This is a genomic window from Pseudomonas sp. P42, from assembly GCF_017973755.1.
Lineage (GTDB): Bacteria > Pseudomonadota > Gammaproteobacteria > Pseudomonadales > Pseudomonadaceae > Aquipseudomonas > Aquipseudomonas iridis.
The window spans coordinates 800,379-826,907 of record NZ_JACOPU010000002.1 but is presented as its reverse complement, the minus strand read 5'-3'; the positions used below and the strand labels follow the sequence as shown (position 1 = coordinate 826,907).

Sequence of the window (26,529 nt, the reverse complement as noted above, 5' to 3'; positions counted from 1 at the left end):
GAAGACAGAACCAACAATGCCTGAAAGCACGAATGCAAAGAAAGCCTCCGACCGCCTGCAGCCTTAACCGATTTCTGCAGCAATGCGAACGGCAAGATCGCGCGCATATCTTCTGAGCTCTGGAACAGCGGTCGCTTCCCAAAATTGAGCCTTGAGCATTGGCCCGACGTAACTCAACCATTTGACCGGCACTGCGTGCTGGTCCAAAACAGAAAGCGACTCATCTACGCAAATACCCAGGCCGAGGCTATCCAACCGAATCAGCCCCACTTTGCGCAACTGAACGATCAAACGATCATCAACCCGAGCAAGATTTGAATTCGGCCCCGTGCAGTTGATGATATGCGAGACTTCTAGAGACTCGACCAATGCGCTACCCCGCACCCCAATGTGAACACTCAGACCGCCAGGTAATACATCAATGTCGTGGATTCGCCCCGCCATTGGCTTGAGCCTGCCCTGTTCGATCTGCGCCGAGAACGCTGCATATGAAGCAGGTGCGACACGATGGCGATGGGCATCCCAGTACACCTGCATATGGCGCAGGAATCGCCGCCGTTCTGCTTCACTCAAGCGCTGCCATAATTGCGCGGTGATCGGGCGCACAGCGGCGACGATATCGCGCCAGTCAACATCATCCCTGGCTGCAGTGCGCACCAACGAACGCATTTGGCGCAAATAGCTCAACACCGTCGGAGCGGAAGACAGCAGAGCCTGGACCACATCCCCGGCAACGTTATCCACATGCCGCGAGCTACGATGCGGCAACGGCTGAACACCTCGCCGGGAGAGCATGTAAACCGGCCCGCTGTGCCCTTGCTGATCAAGCGTCAACGCAACGTCCAGAGCAGTCAGGCCTGCGCCAAGCAACAGCACGGGAGCCTGCGGCTCGATCGGCACTTCGATTTCACCTGACCACGGGTCTGCGACATAGCGGCCTGCGTCACGGGGAATGGAGGTAATCGTGGGGTTGAATGGCGAGAAATTTCCGAACGCCAGAATCACATGATCGGCAATAAATTCCCGACCATCAGCGATACGGACCCGCGCCTTGCCGTTCTGTTCTTCAATACTGTGCGCTTCGGTGGTGATCCGCTCGAAACTCACGCCATCACGACAGTTGCGCTCGGCGTCTGCGAGCAACCCGCATAGGTACTCGCCATAGAGCTTGCGCGGCACAAAAGATGCGGGCGTAGTTCCCGGTAAGCGAGTTTCGCAAAAACGCAGAAAATGATCTGGCTGATCCACCAACGCCGACATGTTCCCGGCAGGTACATTCAGCAAATGCCTGGAACTACTGGTTCCGTAGGCTAATCCACGAGCCATTTCACCAGAACGATTGAGTAAAACTACTCGAGTGCCCGGATTGCATACCTGCAAAAACTGAACGGCTGTAACCGCACCACTGAAACCTGCACCAATGATGACAAGGGTATTCAAGGTTCGATTCGCCCAACCAGGTATTGCATGATTTTCGCCACCGACGTAGACACATCTTCCTCAAGTGTATTGATCGAGATGTCCGGATTCAGTGGTGGCTCATACAAGGAATCGATGCCGGTGAAGTTTTTTATCATGCCCGAACGAGCCTTGCCGTAGAGACCCTTCGGATCCCTGCGCTCACACTCAGGCAATGGCGTGCTGATGTAAACCTCGACGAAGAACTCATCACCGATCACCTTCCGGGCCAAAGTCCGATCAAGCCGAAAAGGCGAAATGAACGCACTGACAACGATAAGGCCCGCGTCGACCAATAATTTGGCAACTTCGGCGATTCGGCGAATATTTTCCGCACGATCACCATCATTGAACCCCAGATCGTTGCACAGACCGAGACGCATATTGTCTCCATCCAGCAAATAGGTGTGACGACCATGCTCGAGCAGTACCTGCTCCAGAGCGTTTGCTATCGTCGACTTGCCGGCACCGCTAAGCCCCGTAAACCAAAGAACCACAGGTCGTTGCTGCTTGAGAGCACTACGCTGCCCCCGGTCGACGACCATTTGATGAGCGACAAGATTTTCCGTCATCTAAACTATACCGCAGCTATAAACATTGACTTAAATCGGATTCCCAATGCGAGCAGAAAACATACACAGGCAGGCTTAGAATCCAAACTCAGAATTAAGCGTGAAGAATAGACCCACAGCCTCTCCTCGCCAAGGAAAACATGGACAGGACAAATATCCGACTGGTTTACAGGGGTGATATCCATATCTGCAACAACTCATCCACATAAGTAGAAACAGATTTTGGAGGAATGGAATTTAACGACAGGCGCTGCAACAAACCTCTCTCGGCGAGCAATCGCTTCAAGGCGCTTTCCAGCCCATCGACACTACCCGGATCAAACAGCAATCCGTCGAAATCATGCGTAACAGCTTCAGCGATTCCAGGCACGTCGGACGCCACAACAGGACAGCCGGCAGCTTTGGCCGAATAGACAACCAGCGGCGTATTTTCATTCCAGACAGATGGCACTACCAGCGCATCCAATCCACCCAACACGGCGAATATTTCTTCGTTGGAAAATGTGCCACAAAACTTTACTGCTTCGTTGCCATCCGCCAATTGGTGCAACCGTGCCACATAGTCAGGAAAGTCACTTTGCTTACCGTAAATTTCAAGTTGTATTTCGCGGGAAGAAAAACGCTGGACGGCCTCCAGAAGGACATGACAGCCCTTGTGTGACGCAAGGGTGCCAATGAACCCCAACACCAATGGACGCTCGCCCAGCGTACGATCCCGCTTCACCACCGGCTGGTCCAGATTGATGCCATAGGACGATCTGACCACGATGTCAGACCGCACACCATTGCGCACCAACAATGCCTCGATCATTCGGTTCGGAGCGATGATTCCCTGCAGGAGATTCAGTCGTCGAACATTGCGTTCAAGGCGACCACTCAGCGCCCGCACCTCATCGACTAGCGATCCGGCAGGCATCAGAGGCGAGCGAACAACTCTTGCCAGCATATCGCTGACGCTGTCCGGCACTGCTGTCACCAGCTTTCCAATCCGATCAGGAAGCTGACTGGCGGCAAAATGCACAACACAATTACCCACATCCGAACTCGGCCCGATACATGTCCGCCCCCCACAACGAAGCAGTTGCCCAGTGGGGCAAATACTCCAGAAGTCGGTGGGCGTGTAATAAGCGGGAACACCGGCATTAACCGCTTTCTCGATCAGGCCTGTACCGAGACGATTCAGGTGAAAAAAATGAACGACATCCGGCTTGAACTCATTGAGCAAACGCTCAAAGTAGTCAGCCGCCAGATGATTGTCATAGCCGATTTCGATTTTTGATGTCTGATCGCCCATGGGCATATAAGCGTGCCGAAAGCGATCAATCAGAATTGAATCGTACTGATATTGATCAAATCGCTTCTGATCCGCGAGCGCCTCGCTTTCCGGATAGCCAGTAAGGACCCTGACCTCATGCCCACGTGATTTCAATTCGCGCGCAACGGAGAGGGTCAAAACTTCAGTGCCCGCAGAATAATCCGGGAAAAACTGATGAACCGTGAGTAGCACCCTCATCTGGAACAAACGCTATCAGCGAGCAGACAATAACTCACCCAGCCATCCTCACTTCTGCATTTCGTTTTTTGCCCATTCAAAGGTTCTAACGATCCCTTCCTTCATCGACACCTTAGGCTCCCATCCCATCTCGTCTCGCGCCAAATCATTGCTAAGCACGCTGACTGGCACATCGAAAGATCGTCCAGGTTTGTAGTTTCTCGCAACCGGCTCACCGCTGACCTCTTCGATCATCGACATGAGGCTGTTGAGGCTGGTGCCTACACCTGAGCTGATATTAAAGACACTGGCGCTACCCGAATATGTAGCAGCCTTGGCAAATGCTTCAGCCACATCACTGACATGAAGGAAGTCGCGCTCGACACTGCCGTCACCCCAGACCTCTATCGGCGATCCCTTCAAAACGTTATGGATGAATACACCCACAGCGCCCTGTGCGGTTTCGACACGCTGGCGCTCACCGTAAGGATTGGCAACCCGGAGAACAATAGGCTTTATGCCATAGAGATGGTTGTACATCTGCAGATATTTCTCGATGGTCAGCTTCGTAATACCATAAGAAACTTCGGGATCTGTGGGATGTTTTTCATCGATAGGCAGGTACTTCGGAGCGCCATAAACTGTGCCGCCGGAGGAAATAAAAACGATCCTGCCAACCTTGTGCGCAACCATCGCGTTGAGCAACTGCAAACTCGCAACCACATTACTCTGCACATCGTAAACCGGGTCTTCGTTCGAGCTTTTCGGCAGCGTGGTGGAGACAAGATGAAAAACAGCGTCTGCCCCTTCTACTGCTTTATTTACATCGCTGACGGAAGACAAATCACCTGTCATCCATTCGACGCATTCATGAGGTAAAAATGTACGATATTCAACTACACGCGGTCGCTCAAAAACTCGAATTGAATGGCCATCTAACAACAAGCGATCAACAATAGTCGATCCAATAAAACCGCCGCCACCAAATACTGTAATTTTCATAAAAACTCTCGACCGACATCGAAGCCGTGGCAAATAGATTGACATTAATCGTCAACAAAAATGACAAAAAAAGTAACACAAAAGCCAAAAAGCGTCAAGAAATCAGCGCTTTCAGCTTTTGCATTATCCTTTTTATAACAGGCCGTTCAAGCAAGTATTTAAACAATCGGTATTGGCGAAGTTTCGCCAATAGCAAACGCGAAATCCCGTCCTCGATCGACACCACTGTTTGCGCCTCGTTTGTCAGGCAGTGAGTGCTATAAAGATAATCCAGGTAAGTCGTGACACGCCGGTTCTCCACAGCTGTCGTTGCCAGCTCCCTTGCCAAACCTGCTGGCAAAAACGGCTGGGTTGATCGTTCTCGGTTAGCCTGGGCCTCATCCAGTATTTGAAGCCACTGACGATTAGTAGCCGCCGCCGTGTAATGGGTGTCGATCAGTTGCCGGCACGCTTGCGCCTTTTGCTCACGCATCACCGCATCATTCGAGAGGGTTAGCAGTACGCCGACATAGTGGTTCACTTCATCCTCGCCATGAGGAATAAGATACCCGGTGTCCTGCCCAACCAACTCATCCTGCCCCCCGACATCCGCAACAACAGGTACAACACCCGCTGCCATGGACTCAAGAAGCGCGACCGAAATCCCCTCATACTCCGAAGGCATCAACAGCACATCGGAAATCGCAAGCAACGAAAGCCACTCAGCATGGGACTTCGCCCCCAGCACATGAACGTTTGCAGCCAGCTCATGCTGTCCAATCAATGCTTCAAACGCCGGACGCAACTCACCATCACCGATGATCAATGCATTGAAGCGAATACCTGTCTGTTTCAGTGCCGCAAGAATCTCTGCCAATTTCAGCGGGCGCTTCTGGTTACACATGCGCCCGGCAAAAATAATGGTCAACGCATGCTCGTCCAGACCTAAGGCACGTTGAGTTTCAGTACGCTGGGCTTGAGAGAGAGAAACTGGATGAGATTTGATTCCCGTATACATAACCCGAATCTTCGTAGAGTCAGCGTTACGCTCAGCCATCCATTTAGCCAAATGGCCGGTACTGACCACATTCATGTCCAGTGCATCTTGGTAACCCACACCGAATCGCGGATGGCCTCCATTGAGCCAGTGCATTTCCTCAGTGTGGCTTAAGTCCACAAATGTCGTCTTCGGTGCCTCGGTACGCAAGTAAGGAAGGAGCTGGTAACCCAAAGTACTCCCGGCAACCAACACTGTATCAATGTTCCTGGAGGCAATGAGGTACAACAGGAAACGTGGAAAATCGGACAGCGACAGAATATTGGGCAGGATGAAGATATCCGGTGTCAGCTCCTTAAACCTGTCCAGCCAACGATGATCAGCCTCGAGCGTAGCGCAGACTGTCACGTCGGCCCCACCAGAAACCAGCCCATGAATAAGATCAATATTGACTCGATCGGCCCCACCCTCAACCATCCACGGCAGTAGAAACATCACCCTTCTACCGTGCGCATTGAATTCCAATGGATTGTCGAAGGGAACGCCTTCAGGCAGCGTCTCGTAAGCGGATGGATAGCGTCGTTGAGGACTCGGTACAGGTTTTAGAGACATGGAAAGTGCAGCATCAACGCCTTCCTGCAGCGGCAAGCTCTTGCAGGTTTGAAGGAATTCGGCAATGGTGAAACCCCAAAATCCAGCATCCGCCAACCGACTAAGCAACGAATTAGGTTCGCGACCATCAGGCAAGAGCCCTACTTGGTCAAATACTTGCAAAATGGCTGATTTGCGTACGAGGATACCTCTGACCTTTGCATGAGGGTTTTCAAGATAATATTTCCCCTCACTCAAGCTCTGCTGTATTGCGCCCCCCCCCACTCCGGGCACTACGCCGAAGGAATTGCAGAAAGCAAACTCCGGGTTCGACTCAAGGCACCATATTCCCTTTTCAATAAACGTCGGATCGAACTCAATCGCTGCATCAGCCAGAACAATATATTCAGGGCTCGCCCAAATCTCATTCGCCACCGTGCAATCTGCGCCCCGCTTTATCAGGACACGCTTGTCCTCGGCCACCGCCTGAAGAAACGCAGGGTTCAATGGCTGCTCTTCAACTCCACTACAGCAAATCAGCCACTTCCACGCTTGGAATGTCTGACCTAGTAACGACCGATATAGATCGGCAAAATCCTGAAGGGCATCGCTGGAACGACTGACCACAAGAACTTTACATGACTGAAGACCGTCAGAGTGCTCTGCGGCTTTATATCTTTTGCTCATTTCGCCCGGACCCATGACAGGTGGAAAATTGTAGTGCGCGGAGTTTGACATAGTAAAAACTTACTTCCCTGCGCCGAAACGCTGAAAATCTTTAAAAAATTTAAGCACTGACATACCGCTTACATCGCGAAGTTTTAAGAATGGTTTCTCGACAAAGGTATAGGTCAGATGAGCGAACGCATAAACGCACGCAATTAAAACTGGATAAACAAGCCATGGATTTGTATAAACACGCTCATACACCCCATATCTACTCAACATACTCATCACAAATATAAATGCAAAAGTATGACCAAGATATATAGAGTATGAAATCAGACTGGTATATTTTACAAAACGATTAAGCATGTCCGAACGCGAAGCATTCAAACTGAAAAATGCGGGAATTAATGCCGCAAAAATTATCGCGGAGCACGTAAAGAAAATCGATTGCACAAACTGGCTACCGGCTGTCCAAGGCAGGCCCTGTCGTGTCATGACCATCATAACTACAGCAAACACGAAGGGGACATACCAACATCTCGCAAGACGTTCAAAAATCGGACGGTGCCAAGTATATATGTAGGCGATCACTACTCCAAAACCGATGGCATCCAGCCGGTATAGGACAACATATCGTGCATCATCATAACGCACCGATTGAATTGGCAAGCCAATACGGGCGATGAAGGGAGCAATCATGAATGCCATGATAACGATCATTGCCGCTCGCTGGACGCCTGCACCCAGGCCAATCATTAACAACATGACTAGCGGAAAGGTATAATAAAACCATTCCTCAACCGCCAAACTCCATGACAATCGATAAAAATCGGTCATGTTCCACGCGAAATTCTGCGCGAACACTAAATAGTGAAATTGCTCGGCGAACGTGGTCGCACCAGCCCAGTCAAAACGCAGTGACACGAAAAAGAAAAAGATATAAAGCGGCAATGTTCTCATCCACCGTCGATACCAGAATCCTGTAAGCCCGCCCATCTTCTGTTCGCGCCAATGCGCCGCTTCTTTCAGAAGAATTCTGCCGATCAGAAAGCCACTCAGACAGAAGAATAAATCCACGCCAAACGTCGCGAGAAACGCTAAACCCGCCAACAAAGGATGAGGATCCGAATGCCCAAGCATATGCCCGAAAACAACGAGCAGGCAGGCAATGGTTCGACAGGCATCCAGACCAAAGGAACGATGAGCATCAGGAGGCGTGCCTACTGCTTGAAGATTATTCATCGAGTTTCACGTCTTTAATCCACAGCACTTCGCAGCAATGCCCATTCGGCATCCTGAACTGACCCAGTGAAACACGTGTGAGTACAGTCGGCGAAAACTCCACACGGTAATGGCAGGAAGCAACGCCCGCTCGATTCTGGTTCTCAACTGGTTTCAGCTTCTTGAGATTGAATTGCTGACTTATGAACCCTTCAGGCTCCGCGAGCGAAGGATCGGCAGGATAAAGGTGCAGGAAAAACTCATCGTGCAAAGCGCTGATATCACATGCTTGTACTTCAAGCGTGACTTCGCTAGTCGTCAATTTCACGTCCAACCCACGCGGAAGCACAGGCTCGGCTTGCGCCAGCACTGGCGACTCCATCACCTTGCCAACGCCTGTCCAGCGCACGAAAGCCAATACGCCTACCGCAATCAGGGCGAAAAAGAGGGCAGCAGTCACTATTTTCAGATCTACCTTCATTTACTGCCCTATCATCACAGATGCCTTTATGCGATAAGCGCCAGCGCCGCATTCAAATACCTGAAAGCGAAACTCTACCCCCCGACCGAAGTGCAGGCTTGATCGGTTATTCTGCGAACCGTGTGTTTACAATACGTGGAGTTTACGCAGGACCTTACCTGCAAAACGCCGCAACGGATTGCTGGGGATTTGCCTTGGTGCCACCGGCGCTATAGCAGCCGGGTTGAAAAAATCTTCTTGGCCAGTGAGCGCGATGAAATCGAGATAAGTGAAGCCATGCAGCGCTTCGATGTCTGCTCGTTCTTCAGAATTATTCATCAATTGATAAAGAAGCTCGACACCGAAAAGCCGGGTACCTGGGCAACCACCAATCTGGATTGCGAACATGGCCAGCAGGTATCCACTATTGGCGCCCTTCGGTGTCACCCACCTTTCACTCTCAGGAAACGCCGCAAGAATGTCAGCCAGGGACATGCCAATGTAGTGCTTCTTCTGCAAGTACCATTCCAGCCACATCCGAGCGCGCCTATCCGGCCGCTCACCGCTTTCATTGGACTGATCCGAGAAAATCCGATGCAAAGTCAGCTTTTCCTGAACCACATGGATGTCGGCTATCATCAACAACCGTGTCCACATTTCAGCATCGTCTGTCTGCGCGTTTGCGCTTCTGTACAGACCGGCTTGTTCATAAGCACTTCGTCTGACCAGCGCACTTGGGTGGCACAACTGGTTCTCGTTAAAGAACAGGGAACGCAACCACGCTGTGCGCGGCTTGTTCGGCTGATTGAACCATTCGACAACAAGAGGACGGTTGTTCTCGTCAATGCATTGAACGTGCGAAAACACTGCGCCTACGCCGGGATTTTCCTCCAGCACGGCCACTTGCTTTTCCAGCTTGTCCGATTCCCAGGCGTCGTCCGAGTGATGAATCGCAATGTATTCACCAGTACTTTGTGATTCGACGGCACGGTTTATGTTGTAGATATAACGTCGCGTTCTGTCATTCTGAATTTTTTTTATTCTGGGATCATTGTAACTTTCGATAACGGCCCAGGAACCATCGGGTGAAACGTCATCAACGATAATCAGCTCCCAATCAGTAAACGTCTGACGGAGAACAGAATCGATCGCCTGCCCGATAAACTTCTCATGATTATAAGAAGTAAGTACAACAGAAACCTTTGCCACTCTTTATTCTCCTTTGCGCCCTTTCAAGAGCCGCCCTGCCTTGCGCAACCGATTAACCAAACCAGACTCTACGAAACGGTGAAACGACAGGTATCGCTTATGCCTAAGTGCAAATGCCTCTTGCTCAAATATCATCGATGAGATCGTTTGCTGCAACCTTATGAGCTCGTTTTTTGACCAGTCGAGTTGAGCATTGGATTGCGCCAGTTCTGAGTTAGAACGCGCAAGCTCCGAATTCGAATTAACCAGTTCAGAATTGGACTGTGCCAGCTCACTGCCGGATTGAGCCAGCTCGATGGTGGATCGAGCCAGGTCTGACTTCAATCGTGCCAACTCGGAATTTGATTGTGCCAAATCGGAATTCGATTGTGCCAACATCGAGTTTGTCTGCGCCAACTCATATTTCGATTGAACGCAATCGGCATTCGCTTGCTCCAGCTCGAACATTAAGCGAGACACGTCTGATTTTATCTCGGCTAATTCCGTCTGCAGAATGGCCGCTTCGGCATTTCGTTTGGCCAGCTCCGCTTCAATCTGTCTATTTTCGACGACGCTCTTTGCCAGCTCCGCTTCAATCTGTCTATTTTCGACGACGCTCTTTGCCAGCTCCGCTTCAATCTGTCTATTTTCGACGACGCTCTTTGCCAGCTCTGCTTCAATCTGTCTATTTTCGACGACGCTCTTTGCCAGCTCCGCTTCAATCTGTTTACTTTCGACGACGCTCTTGGCCAGTTCCTGATTCGCGTGTTGGAGTTCGTTATTCGAATGCGCGAGTGCAACATTGGTTTGCGCAATCTCGACTTTCAACCGCTCCAACTCCGCATGCGTCATCTCCAGCCTCTGCGCCTCTCCAGCACAGTAACCTTGCAGCTCAACTAGCTCAGTTTCCTTTTCTTTGCAAACAGCCATCCAGGTATCGCGCTGCCCCACCAGCCAATCCTTGTCCTTCAACAGTGCAGAAAACTCGGCACTGCAATGCTGCCGCATTTCGGCAATCCGCAAATGCCGACCGCGCAATAGCTCGATCCCCTTCAGCGCCAACGTCAGATTTTCTTGCGAAAACTGTTCTTTGGCCGGCGGCAACTCGGTTGAGTAGTCAAAGAATTCAAAGTCATCTGCATAAAGCAGCTCGATCAGCGCTTTCGATCGTGGGCTGATAAATTCCGGAAGATAAGGAATCAGGCTCTCATTGGCTTTTGAAGAAGTGAATGGATTGACGTAAGCGTCGCCTAAATGAGCACGTAGGGCCTCATTCAACCCGCCAGTATCCTCAATCTTCGACACAGCGCTATATGGAAATAGTTGAGGTTTGAGCAATTCGTATTGCGGCGCCCAATGCCAGTCCTGGAAGTCACCGGCCTCATAGGTATTCAAGTACTCCAGAAAGCACTCGAACGCCGCAGCAACATCAAGCATGGTTTTAACCGGGCATGTAACAAATGCCTGATCAAGATAGGCCTCAATCTGTAACGGTTCGCGCAGCAATATTTTTGACTGCCAAGCGGAAAAAAGCCTCTTATATGGATTTCTCACCAGAGCGAAGCTGAAAAAACCACCTGTCTTGATTTCCTGCAATTGCTCCTGCGAATGCAGGCTCAGTTGCGGCGCAACAATGTTCAACGAGTCATGAATGACAAGCTCAGGATCAGTCTCGGAGCTGGTTTTGAGTTGTCGAACTGCTTCGGCAACGCCTTCTAACTCGGCGAACCACCATTTCAGTGATGTACAAGCCACTTTCGGGGTCGCTACGTAGAATAATTTTCGCTCCTGTGAAACACAGCTGTTCCATGTCAGAAAATCCGGCAAAAGCTGGTCGTCAGTGCTCGTCATTACCGTCCTCTCTGGCTTATTGTTTTTTCTTAAGAACGGATACCTTGCCGACGCTGATGCACTCTTCGTACGCCTGCGTTGCGAGTAGCTCATTGATCAGAAGACGCGGCCCCAGCACAGGGTCAGAAGCATCATCAAAAGCGATACAGGCACCTTCAGCTACGTGTGGCAACCAGCATTCGAAATCACGTTTTACACCTTCATAACTGTGGTCGCCATCAATCCACAACAGACCAACCGGCTCGCTCCACTTAGGAACGATCATCTCACTGCTCATATTGATCAACGACACAATCTCGCTGCACTCTGTGATCAACATGGTTTTGTAAAATTCGGTACGGTCCTTGGGACCAAAGACGCCGCCGAGCACACCGATAAAGGGTTTATGTGGATCCACCGCGTACACTGGCGCTTGATGCCCGGCTAAAGAACCTCGGCCCAGGAAAACGGTGGAGCGACCACGGTAAGAACCTACTTCCACAATGCAGCCAGACCGGACCTGACCGGCCAACACATAGAGAGCCAGCCCCTCTTCCAGGCTGATCATGCCATCAGTGAGTTTATGGAAAGTGTGAATCTCCCTGAGTTGTTCCGCGGGAATGATTTCAGAGTAGTTCAATTGCTGGCTCATTATTAGAGACGTCCATATAACCAAAAGATCTTGTACCCTGATCCGACACAAGACGGAACATGAGTGCATCCAGAATGCGGTGACACAAGGCCGGCTCGCTTTCCGACCATACGCCTCCCCCGACAAAGTATACGCCCGGCATCATGACCATATTGAAGCTGAAGGTGACTTTGAATGCCCGGTCTGTTCCATCGCATTCGAAGTAATGGCCTTCGTCAGGAAAGCGCTGTCCGGTAATCACAACGCCTGACACCGTCCGTACATGCGTTGCAAAAAAAACTCGAGAGACGGAGGCCTTCAACTCGCCAGTCATAACGATGTCGTAGTCACCACCAGCCTGCAGAACATTGCAGCGCCGTCCTAGCTTGTCGAAGATCTCGAAGGAGTCGATACGCGCACCCTGCTCCGGGTAGATTGTCGTGGACTCGGGAACCATTCCCGGATCGAAATACAGATCGTCCGAGGCCTTTTCCTCAGCATCCAAGGATTTGATTTCGTCAGCTTCGATCGCAACCCTCTCGCTTCCGATCTGCCGAAACTCTTCAATCAATCTCGGCTGCTCATCTACAGGGGCATAGATCAATTTTTGATACGCCCGCACGACGCTCATTGGCGAACCAGTACAGATCAGTTCGCCGCGCTCCATCAGGATCGCTCTATCACAGAGTTCAACGACCTGCGGCCCTGAATGGGATACGAACAGAATGGAAGTGCCTTTGGCTTTCAACTCGTCAAGGCGAGCGAAACACTTTCGTTGAAAACGCTCATCCCCGACCGCCAACGCTTCGTCGACGATCAGAATATCGGGATCCACCATCGCCTGAACCGCAAAGGCCAGACGAACGATCATGCCACTCGAATAAGTCTTGACCGGCTGATGAATGAATTCGCCAATGTCGGCAAAAGCCGTGATGTCGTCGTAACGCTCATCGACTTCCGACCGACTCAAGCCCAGGATTGCGGCATTCATGTAAACGTTTTCGTGCCCGGTGAACTCTGGGTTGAAACCAGATCCCAACTCAAGCAGAGCGCCTATACGGCCCACAGTCTGCACTTGGCCGGAACTCTGGTTCAATGTGCCGCAGATGACCTGAAGCAACGTGGACTTGCCACTGCCGTTGCGGCCGACAATACCGACAGTCTCGCCTCGCTTGATGTCGAACGAAACGTTCCGTAGCGCCCAGAACTCATGGAAGTACTGCTTGCGTTGACCGGCAAGCATTTGCGCCAGTCGATCCCGCGGTTTGTCATAGATGTGATAACACTTACTGACATCCTGCAGCGTGATTGCAATTTCAGAGGACATCGGCAAACCCCTTTCTGGTTTTCTGGAAAAAGGCAAAGCCAAGGCAAGCGACCAGTACTCCGACGCATGAATAAATTCCAAGCACTTGCCAATCTGGTTGCTGCCCGAAAAACAGAACGCTTCTGACGTTTTCGACCGCAGCGGTCAGCGGGTTAAGTTGCAGCATCCACCGGTATTCCTCGTCCACAGCGGTGGCAGGATAGAAAATAGGCGCCAGGAACATCAGGCCGCTTGTGACTAAGCCAATGAAGTGGGCGACGTCTCGCATATACACCCCAAGGGCAGCCAACCCCCAGGACAGACCCAGAATGATCAACAACAACGGGGCAATAACCACAGGGAGATAGAACATTGTGACCGGTGGCATTCCAAATACAATCCAGTAGGCCACTGTCCAGACAATCAAGCTCACCAACGCATGAAACAACGACGCGCCAGCTATCACGCACGGTAATATCTCTAGAGGAAACACGACCTTTTTAACGTAATTGGCATTTGAAATTATCAAATTCGGCGCGCGAGTGACGCACTCGGAAAACAGGTTGAAGACCATCAATCCCGCGAAGAGTATCAACGCGAATTCCGATTTGGAATCACCGGCACCTACCCAACGAGATTTGAAAATAAAACTGAATACAAACGTGTAGATCGAGAGCATCACGATAGGGTTGAAGAAAGACCAGAGGATTCCCATGAAAGAGCCGCGATAACGGCCAATAACCTCTCGTTTGATCAACGCGGCGATTAGCGCACGGTTGCGCCAAACGCTGGTAAACATAACACCGGGCGAAGCTGAAAATATCTGCATCAGCCAGCAACCTCAATGACACTCATAAATAAACTCCATTGATACATAATTGATCAGACCCCTTTAAAAATTACAGCGACCAGCAAACCCACATTTCCCATTAGAGTCTGACGGTAGACACCTGAGCGCCAAATACCGAATAGTCGGCCGGGGAGTTTTCGGGTGCGGGCTATTTTGAATCGCTGCAACACTTCACGATTTTGCTCTGTAAGGAGAAACTCTACCGCCTCCAGATTACTGATGTTTTGATCAATCCAGCGACCCAGCCGACCTTGAAACAGCTTCTGGATTCGTACGATAGTCGACTTGAGCCCGGTATTGGCACCGATCGAATTCGCCTCATGCTGGCGATAAAAAAGATGGGGAAATTCGTCGAAATAGAATGTTCCACCGGCTGCAGTCACCAGCAGGTAGGCCCACCAGTCGTGAGCGACGATGCTCAGATGCGCATTGGATCTCAACAGTTCATGCGCAGCACGATTGAATACCATCGTGTTGCCGGCAGCAATGTTCTGAACCAAGGCGTTGGGAAATCCAAATGCGCGAGAATAAAGAGGCGTGATCCCTACCATCACGCCCTCCTCGTTTACCAGGGTGGTACGAGAGGCATACAGTGCAGGAACGTCCGCCGGCACTTCATGCAGCCACGTCAATGCGGCGCTCAGTTTATCGGTCCCCCAGATATCGTCCTGATCCGACCAGGCAAAGAAATCAGCACCTATATCTTCGCGGCAGGTGAGTGACATGAAGTTACTGGCGAAACCGGTTTGGGGGCCAGAAAGCAATGTTACCTTCTCGCCCCCCATACGCGCCTGGAAATCCTTCAAAAGACTCAGCGTCGAGTCGGTAGACCCATCATCGGAAACGAACAGGCGCCAATTTGTATGGTCCTGACGTTCAATTGACGCCAACTGCTCGGAAAGAAACCGTTCGCCGTTGTAGGAGCACATCAATATCGCGACGGACTCACCCACTTCTGGCACTTCGACAGCTTCGAAATCCAGGTTAGAGCTGGAGGAATCCGCGGACTGGGGGCTTGCCACTGTATGCTCCACTGCAATTAAACGCCGGTCGGCGAGCCTAAAGAATAGTCTCCAGCACTCGCGCTACTCGAGCCCCTTTCGCTTCCTTTACGAAGCGAGCGATTATAGAGAAATTTTATTGCCGATAGTTAGGCTTCGAGCGGCCATAAAAAACACAACTCATTTCAACACCCGATCAGGTTTTCGTTCCAACGATAGCCGTCATACAACAAACGAAGAAAAATAAAAATTTGTCTCGCAATCGACGGCGGCACTGTGAGCATCGCAGGGAAAGCAGCAGAAAATCCCGCCGCCTCAACATCAGCCAGCTTCTGACAAAAGGCAGGTTATCCACACCAACAAGCAATGCAATGATCCTTACCTGCCTGAACCACCAGCCTTCCCGGATGGACGCGTAACGCTGCAACAACGATGAAAGCCCGATATTGGCTCCCACCTGATTATTCTCATGCTGCCGATAAAGCATGCTGGACCGTGAATCAATGAACCACTTGAACCCATGGGAGCGGGCAAACGCATAGCAATACCAGTCATGCAAAGTGACGTGCTGTAACTGCTCCCAAACCCGGATAACTTCTTGACGCAGCGATTTGGCAAGCACAGCACTCAACACATAAGTGCAACCTGGGCCCGCCGCTTCGAACAGGAAGTCCCAGTCGACTTGTGCTTGACTCTTGTCGAGCAGAATGGTTCTACCGTCGGGCCAAAACGCTGTGACATTACTCGAATAGGCATCAACACCGCGCACGGCGATCACATCCATAGCGCGCGCCAATTTATCGCAATGCCAGATATCATCCTGATCTGCAAACGCCACAGCATCATAGCCATGCAGATCAACGTCTCGGATCAACCTGAAAAAATTGCGAGCCGCACCGCCAAAACGACCTGCGCGTGCCAAGAGAATCACGCGACCATTGGCGGCGGCAAGCTCCTCGCACCACTCCTCAGTACCGTCGTCAGACAAGTCAACGCTGATATGAATGGTGACATCGACGGCTTGCTGTCCAAGGATCGAAGCTACTTGCTCTTCGATCCACTGCATGCCGTTATAGGCAGCCAGCAAAACTGCAATCTTGGGATGTTTTACTGGCATGCCATTCCTGCTAACAGCGGTTGAACGCACCGATTGGGACGCTGTACTTTCGAATCAGCGAGAAGGCGTGTCCAGCAACTTTTGCAGATACTGACCGTAACCGGTTTTCTTCAAGGCTTGCGCCTGAGACGCGAGTTGCTCGGTAGTGATCCAGCCATTGTTGTAGGCAATTTCTTCGAGGCACGCGACCTTCAAGCCCTGACGCTGCTCAATTGTGTGCACAAAATGACTAGCTTCCAATAGCGAGTCGTGCGTGCCGGTGTCCAGCCAAGCGAAGCCTCGACCGAGCATCTCGACACTGAGAGACTTCTGATCAAGGTAGGCGCTGTTCACATCGGTAATTTCAAGCTCACCCCGCTCGGACGGCTTGATGTTCTTGGCAATTTCCACAACATTGTTGTCGTAGAAGTACAGACCGGTTACCGCATAGTTGGATTTTGGCTTCAGCGGTTTTTCTTCGATGCTCAGGGCACGGCCGGTAGCGTCGAACTCGACCACGCCGAAACGCTCGGGATCGGAGACGTGATAGCCAAACACAGTGGCACCATGCTGCTGCGAACTGGCGGAGCGCAGGTTATCCGAGAAGTGCTGACCGTAGAAAATGTTGTCACCTAGGATGAGGCAGCAAGGGTCTTTACCGATGAATTCTTCACCGATGATGAAGGCTTGAGCAAGACCGTCCGGGCTAGGCTGTTCAGCATAAGTCAGCTTGATGCCATAAACACTGCCATCACCCAACAACTTTTTGAAGCATGGCAGATCTTCCGGTGTAGAGATGATCAGGATTTCGCGCATCCCGGCGAGCATCAGTACCGACAGCGGATAAAAGATCATCGGCTTGTCGTAAATCGGCAGCATCTGCTTGGACACACCGAGGGTAAGCGGATGCAGACGAGTGCCCGAGCCGCCGGCGAGAATGATGCCTTTACGATTTATGGTGGTCATTTGTTAAGAACTTCCCTAAGCATTCGAGTTACACCACTTTGCCAATCCGGCAAGTGTAGAGAAAAATTGTCGCGCAGCTTCTGAGTATTCAATCGCGAATTAAGCGGGCGACGAGCGGGTGACGGGTAAGCAACCGCCTTGATCGGACTGATAGTCTGCACGGCAAGCTCTTCGCCATTGGCCTTTGCGAAACCGAGCACATGGCAGGCATAACCGTACCAAGATACCTCACCACTGGCGGCCAAGTGATACAAGCCAGCCAACTCAGGTCGAGACAGAGACTTCTGCAACGCGAGCGCAGTGATATCCGCGATCAGGTCAGCCCCTGTGGGCGCCCCAATCTGATCAGCAATGACGCTCAGTTCCTCACGGTCCTTGGCCAGACGCAACATGGTCTTGGCAAAATTTTGCCCGCGCTCCGCGAACACCCAACTAGTGCGAAAGATCAGATGCTTGCAACCTGACGCCTGGATAGCCTGCTCTCCCGCCAGTTTGCTTTCGCCATAGTGATTCAACGGCGCGGCGATGTCGGTTTCCCGCCAAGGCATATTGCCTTGACCGTCAAAAACGTAATCAGTCGAGTAATGAATTAGCCAGGCGTCCATTTGCAACGCCTGCTCGGCCATCATCTTTACCGCCAGTGCATTGACCTGCATGGCGAGCTCGGGTTCCGACTCGGCTTTGTCCACAGCGTTATAGGCGGCTGCGTTGACAATAACGTCCGGCTTGAGCCGGGCTATCGCGTCACGCAAAGCCGACAGATCAGCCAAGTCGCCGCATAAGCCGTCAACCGTCTGCCGATCTAACGCAATCAACTCGCCAAGCGGAGCAAGGGAGCGCTGAAGCTCCCAACCCACCTGCCCGTTCTTACCCAGCAGCAGGATTTTCATGCCTTGTTAGCACGATCCGCGTAGTTCTGATCGATCCACTGCTGATAGGCGCCACTCTTGACGTGTTCGACCCACTCAGAATTGTTCAGATACCATTCAACAGTCTTGCGGATACCGGATTCAAAGGTTTCTTCCGGGGTCCAGCCCAGCTCGCGCTGGATTTTGCTCGCATCAATGGCATAACGCTGGTCATGGCCAGGACGATCCTGAACATAAGTGATCAGGTTTGCGTGTGGGCGATGCGCAGAGTCCGGACGAAGCTCGTCGAGAAGTGCGCAAAGGGTATTCACGACTTCGATATTCTGCTTTTCGTTATGACCACCGATGTTGTAAGTCTCACCGATGACACCTTCGGTGACGACTTTGTACAGCGCTCGAGCATGATCCTCGACATAAAGCCAATCACGAACCTGATTGCCTTTGCCATACACAGGCAGCGGCTTGCCTTCCAGCGCATTGAGAATGATCAGCGGAATCAGTTTCTCGGGGAAATGGCACGGGCCATAGTTATTCGAGCAATTGGTGACCAAGGTCGGCAGGCCATAAGTACGGGCCCAGGCGCGAACCAGATGGTCGGAACTGGCCTTGCTGGCCGAGTAAGGCGAGCTTGGCTGATACGGAGTGGTTTCGGTGAAGAGATCCTCCGGGCCTTCGAGATCACCATAAACTTCATCAGTCGAAATATGGTGAAAACGGAAGCTCGCCTTCCGTGCATCATCCAGCGCAGCCCAATAGTGGCGCGCAGCCTCAAGCAACGTGTAGGTGCCGATGATGTTGGTCTGGATGAACTCGGACGGACCAGTAATCGAGCGATCAACGTGGGATTCCGCAGCCAGGTGCATGATCGCATCCGGCTGATGGTCACGAAGGACGCGGTCGATTTGATCACGATCACAGATATCAACGCGCTCAAATGCATAACGCGAATTCAGGCTGACATCAGCCAACGATTCGAGGTTACCGGCATAAGTCAGCTTATCGACGTTAACTACTGCGTCGGTAGTGTTGGAAATGATGTGACGGATGACTGCCGAGCCGATAAACCCGGCGCCGCCGGTTACTAAAATTTTCACGCGAAAACATACCCTTGAGCTGCGGACGGCGCCACCAACGTGCGCGGTCTAATCCATAAATGCAAAAACCCTCATCCAGGCGGCTTTTGTCAGAGTCAGTCTGAATCGATGTGGAATGTGCCGATATCGAACAAGCGGAGCATTTTACAGCTTAATGAACGTTTTACTAATGGATATAAACAGGTTGAAGCGCAATTTCGACAGACGCTCTGCTCATGACGCTTTCAGACAAGACGTTTTCGTGCCGCTCTGGACGATCGCCCCAGAAACCAGCTCAACATCGGACCAATCAGCATTCCTACAAGCAACGCCAAAACCACCGCCAGCGAAACTGGCATGCGCGGCCCGGACAAACCAAGAAACAACAAGGACACTGTCTGCTGATTTTCAAGCACAAACGCCAGAATCGCCAACACCAGCAAAAGAATAAAAACGCCAAGAAGTATGCGCTTGAGGTTACGCATGAATAGCTCCCTGAGAGATAGCGACTGTCAAACCCCCTCCTCCTCTTCCTCGTTCACCCGATCGCGCAGTTCTTTGCCCGGCTTGAAGTGCGGAACGAATTTGCCATCCAGGCTGACGGACTGGCCGGTTTTAGGATTGCGACCAACGCGCGGCGCGCGATAGTGCAGGGAGAAGCTGCCGAACCCACGGATCTCGATGCGATCACCGGTGGCCAGGCATTGGGACATTTGTTCAAGCATGGTCTTGATGGCCAGCTCCACATCCTTGGATGAGAGTAGCCCTTGATGGGTGACAATTCGTTCGATCAACTCCGACTTCGTCATATTTTTCCCTTCTTTTTCAAGCAGCTAGATCAGCGCTTGAAAGGTTTTAGCACGCCCGGAAGATTTTGAACAGCCCAGGGATTGACATATCTCCCTACGCGTCGATACGCGCATTTTCAGGAGATCAACACCCGACCGGATCATGCGAGATTAGCGACAGATCACCAGCATGGTTCGAGTAACGAGACCCGCAGGGTTGAAGCCGAACGGGTAATCATCCTCATCCTTGGCATCATCAGATCGCGTAATCACTTTGTAACCTGCTCCCTTGCATTCCTTCGCCGCACGCTTTTGGCACTTCTCCCAGCCAGAGCCCAGCCCGGAGCAGTCGACCTCGATACCACTGACGCCGCGCACAGCATGGGTCTTCGCACTTGTGGTGCAACCCGCCAGCGCCAACACCGCTGCAACGACAATAAACTTGTTCATCCACTTCCTTATGCCAGGCCATGCCTGACGACTACACGCTTAAGACCAGCTTAGTCGTGAATAGACGATTGATCCGATTAAAGAAACAGACCCATAAGCAAAGGAAATGGTTTCACGCGCTGAAGCGTCGCATCAAATTGCAGGCACAAAAAAGGGCGACCGAAGTCGCCCTTTTTAATGATCAAACAGAACTTAGTTCTGTTTGGCCATTGCCTGGCGCAGCAGTGCCGCCATGGTGGTGTCGCCAGCAGGAGCTTCTTCAGCCTTCAGGCTTTGGATAGCTTCTTTCTCTTCAGCATCGTCTTTCGACTTGATGGAGAGCTGGATTACGCGGCTCTTGCGATCAACGCTGATGATCTTGGCTTCTACTTCCTGGCCTTCTTTCAGAACGTTGCGCGCGTCTTCAACGCGGTCACGGCTGATTTCGGAGGCTTTCAGAGTCGCTTCGATATCGTCGGCCAGAACGATGATGGCGCCTTTGGCGTCAACTTCTTTCACAGTGCCTTTAACGATGGCGCCTTTGTCGTTCTCTTGAACGTACTCAGAGAACGGGTCGCTTTCCAGTTGCTTGATACCCAGGGAGATACGCTCGCGCTCTGGGTCAACCGACAGGATAACGGTGTCCAGCTCGTCGCCCTTCTTGAAACGACGAACAGCTTCTTCGCCAACTTCGTTCCAGGAGATGTCGGACAGGTGAACCAGGCCGTCGATGCCGCCGTCCAGACCAATGAAGATACCGAAATCGGTGATCGACTTGATGGTGCCGGAGATTTTATCGCCCTTGTTGAACTGGCCAGAGAAATCTTCCCATGGGTTAGATTTGCACTGTTTGATGCCCAGGGAGATACGACGACGCTCTTCGTCGATGTCCAGAACCATAACTTCCACTTCGTCGCCGACTTGTACGACTTTCGAAGGGTGGATGTTCTTGTTGGTCCAGTCCATTTCGGAAACGTGTACCAGACCTTCAACGCCTTCTTCCAGCTCAGCGAAGCAGCCGTAGTCGGTCAGGTTGGTTACACGAGCGGTAACGCGAGTGCTTTCTGGGTAACGGGCTTTGATAGCAACCCATGGATCTTCGCCCAGCTGCTTCAAGCCCAGGGAAACACGATTGCGTTCGCGATCGTACTTCAGAACCTTAACGTCGATTTCGTCACCAACGTTGACGATCTCGGAAGGATGCTTGATGCGCTTCCAGGCCATGTCGGTGATGTGCAGCAGGCCGTCCACGCCACCCAGATCGACGAATGCGCCGTAATCGGTGAGGTTTTTGACGATACCTTTGACTTGCTGGCCTTCCTGCAGGGATTCCAGCAGAGCTTCACGCTCGGCGGAGTTCTCGGCTTCCAGGACGCTGCGACGGGAAACGACAACGTTGTTGCGCTTCTGGTCCAGCTTGATGACCTTGAATTCCAGCTCTTTGCCTTCCAGGTGCGTGGTGTCGCGCACTGGACGGACGTCAACCAGGGAACCTGGCAGGAACGCACGGATGCCGTTAACGTCGACAGTGAAGCCGCCTTTAACCTTACCGTTGATAACGCCCTTGACCACTTCCTCGGCTGCGAAGGCAGCTTCCAGAACGATCCAGCATTCAGCGCGCTTGGCTTTTTCACGGGACAGCTTGGTTTCACCGAAACCGTCTTCAACCGAGTCCAGAGCAACGTGAACTTCGTCACCGACATTGATAGTCAGATCGCCAGCGTCGTTGTAGAACTGCTCAAGCGGGATGAGTGCTTCAGACTTCAGGCCAGCGTGAACGGTTACCCAGCGAGCTTGGTAATCGATATCAACGATAACACCGGTGATGATGGAGCCTGCCTGAAGGTTCAGGGTTTTTAGGCTTTCTTCAAAGAGTTCCGCAAAGCTTTCGCTCATTTTAATTCCTGTAAATGAGGGCGAAGGATACGCCCATCTCCACACCCCAGACGGTGTGGGTTAGTTTCATATAGAAGAAGCGCCGCAGGACTATGACTGGTCCCCTGCGACCTTCTTGGTCACCCGGCGATATCGCGAATGGCGATCTCGCTCATGATGCGTTCAAGCACCTGATCGATGGACAACTCCGTGGAATCCAGCTGTATGGCATCAGCCGCCGGTTTGAGCGGGGCTACTGCGCGCTGGGTGTCACGCTCATCGCGTGCACGGATCTCATCTAGCAGACTCGACAGACTAACACCCTCGACTTTGCCCTTCAACTGCAAATATCGACGGCGCGCCCTCTCCTCGGCACTGGCGGTCAGGAAAATCTTCAGCGGTGCGGTCGGAAAAACCACCGTACCCATGTCGCGACCATCGGCCACCAGACCCGGCGCCTCCTGAAACGCGCGTTGACGCTGCAGCAGCGCCTCGCGTACGGCGGGCAATGCAGCCACTTGAGAGGCGCCGGAACCGACGCTTTCAGTGCGAATGACATCGCTGACTTCGTCACCTTCCAGAATGATGCGCTGCAGCTGACCGTCGGTCGCCGCAATGAACTGCACATCCAGATGAGCGGCAAGTTTCTTCAGCAGCTCTTCATTGGTCAGGTCGACACCGTGATTGTGCGCAGCAAACGCCAGCAAGCGGTAAAGCGCACCGGAATCCAGCAGATTCCAGCCCAGACGCTTGGCCAGGATCCCGGCTACAGTGCCTTTGCCCGAGCCGCTTGGCCCATCAATGGTGATGACCGGTGCAATGTTTTTCACGACTGAGCCTCTTGTGCCACACGAATGCCGACCTGAGCGCACAGCGCGAGGAAGTTCGGGAACGATGTCGCGACGTTGGCGCAATCATGGATGCGAATCGGCGCGGTAGCGCGCAATGACGCAACACTGAAAGCCATGGCAATGCGGTGATCGCCGTGGCCATGCACTTCGCCGCCGCCGATCTGGCCGCCGTCGATGATGATGCCATCCGGGGTCGGTTCGCACTTGACGCCCAGTGCCAGCAAACCGTCCGCCATGACCTGGATACGATCCGACTCCTTGACCCGCAGTTCTTCGGCGCCGGTCAGCACGGTACGCCCTTCGGCACAGGCAGCGGCCACGAACAGCACCGGGAACTCGTCGATAGCCAGCGGAACCAGCTCCTCCGGAATCTCGATACCCTTGAGCTTAGCTGCTCGAACGCGCAAGTCAGCCACTGGCTCGCCGCCGACTTCACGCTGGTTTTCCAGCGTGATGTCCGCGCCCATCAGGCGCAGGATGTCGATGACACCGGTACGGGTCGGATTGATACCGACGTGCTCAAGCACCAGCTCGGAGCCTTCGGCGATCGAAGCGGCCACCAGGAAAAACGCTGATGACGAGATGTCGCCCGGCACTTCGATATGAGTTGCGGTCAACTTGCCGCCGGACTCGACCGAAGCCGTCGCGCCTTCAACGCTCACCGGGTACCCGAAGCCACGCAGCATGCGCTCGGTATGGTCGCGGGTTGGCGCAGGCTCGGTGACAGTGGTCTTGCCTTCAGCGTACAGACCCGCCAGCAGCAGGCAGGATTTCACCTGAGCGCTGGCCATCGGCATGGTGTAGGTCAGGCCTTTGAGTTTGTGACCGCCACGAATGGTCATCGGTGGACGACCTTCAGCAGCGGTTTCGATCACGGCGCCCATTTCACGCAGCGGATTAGCCACGCGATTCATCGGACGCTTGGACAGCGAAGCATCGCCCGTCAGGGTGCTGTCGAAATTCTGCGCCGCCAACAGGCCGGACAGCAGACGCATCGATGTACCGGAGTTGCCCAGATAGATGGGGCCCGGCGCAGGCTTCAGGCCATGCAGGCCGACACCGTGAATGGTCACGCGACCATGATGCGGGCCTTCGATGACCACGCCCATGTCGCGGAACGCCTGCAAGGTTGCCAGGGCGTCTTCGCCCTCAAGGAAACCTTCGACTTCGGTGACGCCTTCGGCCAGCGAACCGAGCATGATCGAGCGGTGGGAAATGGATTTATCGCCCGGTACGCGAATCCGACCGGACAGGCGGCCACCAGGTTGAGCCAGGAAGATCAGATCGTTGGAATTCATAGCGTCCACATAGGCCCTGCGGGCCAGGATTTTACTGAAATGCTCACGGGCAACCCGGGCGCGAGTGAAAACGCCCAACAATTGGTGCCCATCCCCTGTATCGACCGCGTCGCGCAAGGCGTCGAGGTCGCTGCGAAATGTATCGAGTGTGCGCAGAACAGCCTCGCGGTTGGCGAGAAAGATGTCGTGCCACATCACCGGGTCGCTTCCGGCGATTCTTGTGAAATCGCGAAAACCACCGGCAGCGTAACGGAAGATCTCAAGGTTTTCATTGCGCTTGGCCAACGAGTCGACCAGACCGAAGGCCAGCAGATGCGGCAAATGACTGGTTGCGGCCAGCACCTCATCGTGACGCTCGACCTGCATGTGCTCGACGTCAGCCCCCAATTCGCGCCACAACCGATCAACGATCGCCAGCGCAGCCGGATCGGTTTGCTCAAGCGGCGTCAGGATCACTTTATGACGACGGAACAGTTCGGCATTGGAGGCTTCCACCCCGCTCTGCTCGGAGCCGGCTATCGGATGGCCCGGCACGAACCGCGCAGGCATGCCGCCAAACGCCTCGGTCGCCGCGCGCACCACATTGCCCTTGGCGCTGCCGACATCAGTCAGAATCGCCCGACCCAGGTCCATGCTCGCCAAACGCGCGAGGACTTTTTCCATGGCCAGAATAGGCACTGCCAACTGAATCACGTCAGCGCCCTGACACGCGGCCATCAGATCGTCTTCACAGCGATCCACCACACCCAACTCGACCGCCAACTTGCGCGATTGCGGATCGAGATCGACCCCGACCACTTCACGGCAAACGCCACTTTCACGCAAGCCTTTGGCAAACGAACCACCGATCAACCCCAGACCAACCACCACAAGGCGACCGATCATAGGTGCAGCAGATTGCAGCGCAGTGACATCACCCACGAGCCAGAACCTTGCGCAGCGCTTCAAGGAAACGGCTGTTTTCGGCCGGCAGACCAATGGTGATCCGCAGGTGATTCGGCATGCCGTAATTGGCCACCGGACGCACGATCACACCTTCAGCCAGCAACCCCTGGAACACCGGAGCCGCCACCTGAGCGAGATCGACGCAGATAAAGTTGCCTTTGGACTCGATCCAGCCCAGACCCAGCTCACGGAAACCCGCTTGCAACTGCTGCATGCCGGACGCGTTGAGCTGACGGCTTTGTGCCAGATACTCCTCGTCTTTCAACGCCGCACAGGCAGCCGCAAGGGCCAGGCTGTTGACGTTGAATGGCTGGCGAACACGGTTCAGCACGTCCGCCACTACCGGAGTCGACAAACCATAACCAACGCGCAATGCAGCCAGGCCATAAGCCTTGGAGAAGGTGCGCGAAACCAGCAGGTTCGGATACGCCGCGAGGAAATCCAGACCATCCGGCAAGTCGCTGCTTTCGGCGTACTCGATGTAGGCCTCATCCAGGACCACCAGCACATGCTCCGGAACATCCTGCAGGAACTCGTCCAGCGCTTCAGCGCCGAACCAGGTGCCGGTCGGGTTGTTCGGATTGGCGATAAACACCACTCGAGTGTTGGCATCGATGGCCGCCAGCATCGCAGGCAGGTCATGCCCCCAATCCTTGGCCGGCACCACTTTGGCTTGAGCGCCGACCGCTTGAGTCGCGATCGGATACACCGCGAACGCATGCTCGCTGAACACGGCGTTGAGGCCTGGCGCCAGATAGGCACGCGCCACCAGCTCAAGAATGTCGTTGGAGCCGTTGCCCAGGGTGACCTGGTTCAGCTCGACGCGGCACTGCTCGGCCAGCAAGGACTTCAGCGCAAAGCCGTTGCCATCGGGATAACGAGTCAGCTCTGCCAGCTCTTCGCGGATCGCCGCCAAGGCTTTGGGACTGGCACCCAGCGGGTTTTCGTTGCTCGCCAGCTTGACGATTTTTGCCGGGTCCAGACCCAGCTCGCGCGCCAGCTCATCCACAGGCTTACCCGGAACGTAAGGCGAAAGTTGTTGCACGCCCGGCTGTGCCAGAGCGAGGAAATTGCCACTCATTACTACCGCCC

General features: G+C 53.1%; 24 protein-coding genes. All 24 read right to left on the bottom strand.

Features of this window, described 5'->3' with window-relative positions; genetic code table 11:
* Positions 1 to 63: 63 nt before the first annotated feature.
* The gene (locus H8B20_RS08730; protein WP_210622867.1) at positions 64 to 1,440 is read right to left on the bottom strand and encodes an FAD/NAD(P)-binding protein; all 1,377 of its coding nucleotides are present in this window, start codon (positions 1,438 to 1,440) and stop codon (positions 64 to 66) included.
* On the bottom strand, positions 1,437 to 2,030 hold the full coding sequence (cysC, locus tag H8B20_RS08725; RefSeq protein ID WP_210622866.1) for an adenylyl-sulfate kinase: 594 nt from the start codon (positions 2,028 to 2,030) through the stop codon (positions 1,437 to 1,439). Before cysC ends, H8B20_RS08730 begins: the two co-directional genes overlap by 4 nt.
* A 166-nt stretch (positions 2,031 to 2,196) precedes the next feature.
* Entirely contained in the window at positions 2,197 to 3,543 is a 1,347-nt protein-coding gene (locus tag H8B20_RS08720) for a glycosyltransferase (protein ID WP_210622865.1), read from the bottom strand.
* A 48-nt stretch (positions 3,544 to 3,591) separates the two neighbouring features.
* Positions 3,592 to 4,524 carry an NAD-dependent epimerase/dehydratase family protein gene (locus H8B20_RS08715; protein ID WP_210622864.1) on the bottom strand — a complete coding sequence of 311 codons (933 nt, stop codon included), beginning with the start codon at positions 4,522 to 4,524 and terminating at the stop codon, positions 3,592 to 3,594.
* Between the two features lie 94 nt (positions 4,525 to 4,618).
* The gene (locus H8B20_RS08710; protein WP_210622863.1) at positions 4,619 to 6,778 is read right to left on the bottom strand and encodes a glycosyltransferase family 4 protein; all 2,160 of its coding nucleotides are present in this window, start codon (positions 6,776 to 6,778) and stop codon (positions 4,619 to 4,621) included.
* Positions 6,779 to 6,838: 60 nt separating this feature from the next.
* Positions 6,839 to 8,002, bottom strand: coding sequence for an acyltransferase family protein (locus tag H8B20_RS08705; protein WP_210622862.1), 1,164 nt, complete (start codon positions 8,000 to 8,002; stop codon positions 6,839 to 6,841).
* Positions 7,995 to 8,462, bottom strand: a complete 468-nt coding sequence (locus H8B20_RS08700) for a hypothetical protein (protein ID WP_228732662.1) — start codon at positions 8,460 to 8,462, stop codon at positions 7,995 to 7,997. Before H8B20_RS08700 ends, H8B20_RS08705 begins: the two co-directional genes overlap by 8 nt.
* Positions 8,463 to 8,588: 126 nt before the next feature.
* Complete coding sequence (locus H8B20_RS08695) at positions 8,589 to 9,650, bottom strand: glycosyltransferase family 2 protein (RefSeq protein ID WP_210622861.1); 1,062 nt, start codon at positions 9,648 to 9,650, stop codon at positions 8,589 to 8,591.
* A gap of 3 nt (positions 9,651 to 9,653) precedes the next feature.
* Positions 9,654 to 11,480 (bottom strand): sulfotransferase family protein, encoded by a 1,827-nt coding sequence (locus tag H8B20_RS08690; RefSeq protein WP_210622860.1) that lies wholly within the window; start codon positions 11,478 to 11,480, stop codon positions 9,654 to 9,656.
* Positions 11,481 to 11,496: 16 nt separating this feature from the next.
* The gene (locus tag H8B20_RS08685; RefSeq protein WP_210622859.1) at positions 11,497 to 12,111 is read right to left on the bottom strand and encodes a class I SAM-dependent methyltransferase; all 615 of its coding nucleotides are present in this window, start codon (positions 12,109 to 12,111) and stop codon (positions 11,497 to 11,499) included.
* Positions 12,086 to 13,417, bottom strand: coding sequence for an ABC transporter ATP-binding protein (locus H8B20_RS08680; protein WP_210622858.1), 1,332 nt, complete (start codon positions 13,415 to 13,417; stop codon positions 12,086 to 12,088). Before H8B20_RS08680 ends, H8B20_RS08685 begins: the two co-directional genes overlap by 26 nt.
* Positions 13,407 to 14,225, bottom strand: coding sequence for an ABC transporter permease (locus H8B20_RS08675; RefSeq protein ID WP_210622857.1), 819 nt, complete (start codon positions 14,223 to 14,225; stop codon positions 13,407 to 13,409). The genes H8B20_RS08680 and H8B20_RS08675 overlap by 11 nt, the downstream gene beginning before the upstream one ends.
* Positions 14,226 to 14,278: 53 nt before the next feature.
* A complete protein-coding gene (locus H8B20_RS08670) occupies positions 14,279 to 15,268 on the bottom strand; it encodes a glycosyltransferase family 2 protein (RefSeq protein WP_210622856.1) in 990 nt (329 codons plus the stop codon).
* A 175-nt stretch (positions 15,269 to 15,443) separates the two neighbouring features.
* Positions 15,444 to 16,364 (bottom strand): glycosyltransferase, encoded by a 921-nt coding sequence (locus H8B20_RS08665; RefSeq protein ID WP_210622855.1) that lies wholly within the window; start codon positions 16,362 to 16,364, stop codon positions 15,444 to 15,446.
* A 54-nt stretch (positions 16,365 to 16,418) separates the two neighbouring features.
* Positions 16,419 to 17,309 (bottom strand): glucose-1-phosphate thymidylyltransferase RfbA, encoded by an 891-nt coding sequence (rfbA, locus tag H8B20_RS08660; RefSeq protein ID WP_150593101.1) that lies wholly within the window; start codon positions 17,307 to 17,309, stop codon positions 16,419 to 16,421.
* Positions 17,306 to 18,199, bottom strand: coding sequence for a dTDP-4-dehydrorhamnose reductase (rfbD, locus tag H8B20_RS08655; RefSeq protein ID WP_210622854.1), 894 nt, complete (start codon positions 18,197 to 18,199; stop codon positions 17,306 to 17,308). Before rfbD ends, rfbA begins: the two co-directional genes overlap by 4 nt.
* On the bottom strand, positions 18,196 to 19,272 hold the full coding sequence (gene rfbB / locus H8B20_RS08650; protein ID WP_210622853.1) for a dTDP-glucose 4,6-dehydratase: 1,077 nt from the start codon (positions 19,270 to 19,272) through the stop codon (positions 18,196 to 18,198). The genes rfbD and rfbB overlap by 4 nt, the downstream gene beginning before the upstream one ends.
* Before the next feature lie 224 nt (positions 19,273 to 19,496).
* Entirely contained in the window at positions 19,497 to 19,736 is a 240-nt protein-coding gene (locus H8B20_RS08645; RefSeq protein WP_210622852.1) for a lipopolysaccharide assembly protein LapA domain-containing protein, read from the bottom strand.
* Positions 19,737 to 19,763: 27 nt separating this feature from the next.
* Complete coding sequence (gene ihfB / locus H8B20_RS08640; RefSeq protein ID WP_003189779.1) at positions 19,764 to 20,060, bottom strand: integration host factor subunit beta; 297 nt, start codon at positions 20,058 to 20,060, stop codon at positions 19,764 to 19,766.
* Between the two features lie 150 nt (positions 20,061 to 20,210).
* On the bottom strand, positions 20,211 to 20,489 hold the full coding sequence (locus tag H8B20_RS08635; protein ID WP_210622851.1) for a hypothetical protein: 279 nt from the start codon (positions 20,487 to 20,489) through the stop codon (positions 20,211 to 20,213).
* 192 nt (positions 20,490 to 20,681) lie between these two features.
* The gene (gene rpsA / locus H8B20_RS08630) at positions 20,682 to 22,364 is read right to left on the bottom strand and encodes a 30S ribosomal protein S1 (RefSeq protein WP_007908431.1); all 1,683 of its coding nucleotides are present in this window, start codon (positions 22,362 to 22,364) and stop codon (positions 20,682 to 20,684) included.
* A 119-nt stretch (positions 22,365 to 22,483) separates the two neighbouring features.
* Positions 22,484 to 23,173, bottom strand: a complete 690-nt coding sequence (gene cmk, locus H8B20_RS08625) for a (d)CMP kinase (protein ID WP_047302446.1) — start codon at positions 23,171 to 23,173, stop codon at positions 22,484 to 22,486.
* Complete coding sequence (locus H8B20_RS08620; RefSeq protein WP_241866057.1) at positions 23,170 to 25,377, bottom strand: bifunctional prephenate dehydrogenase/3-phosphoshikimate 1-carboxyvinyltransferase; 2,208 nt, start codon at positions 25,375 to 25,377, stop codon at positions 23,170 to 23,172. The genes cmk and H8B20_RS08620 overlap by 4 nt, the downstream gene beginning before the upstream one ends.
* Before the next feature lie 28 nt (positions 25,378 to 25,405).
* Positions 25,406 to 26,518 (bottom strand): histidinol-phosphate transaminase, encoded by a 1,113-nt coding sequence (gene hisC / locus H8B20_RS08615; protein WP_210622849.1) that lies wholly within the window; start codon positions 26,516 to 26,518, stop codon positions 25,406 to 25,408.
* Positions 26,519 to 26,529 lie beyond the last annotated feature (11 nt).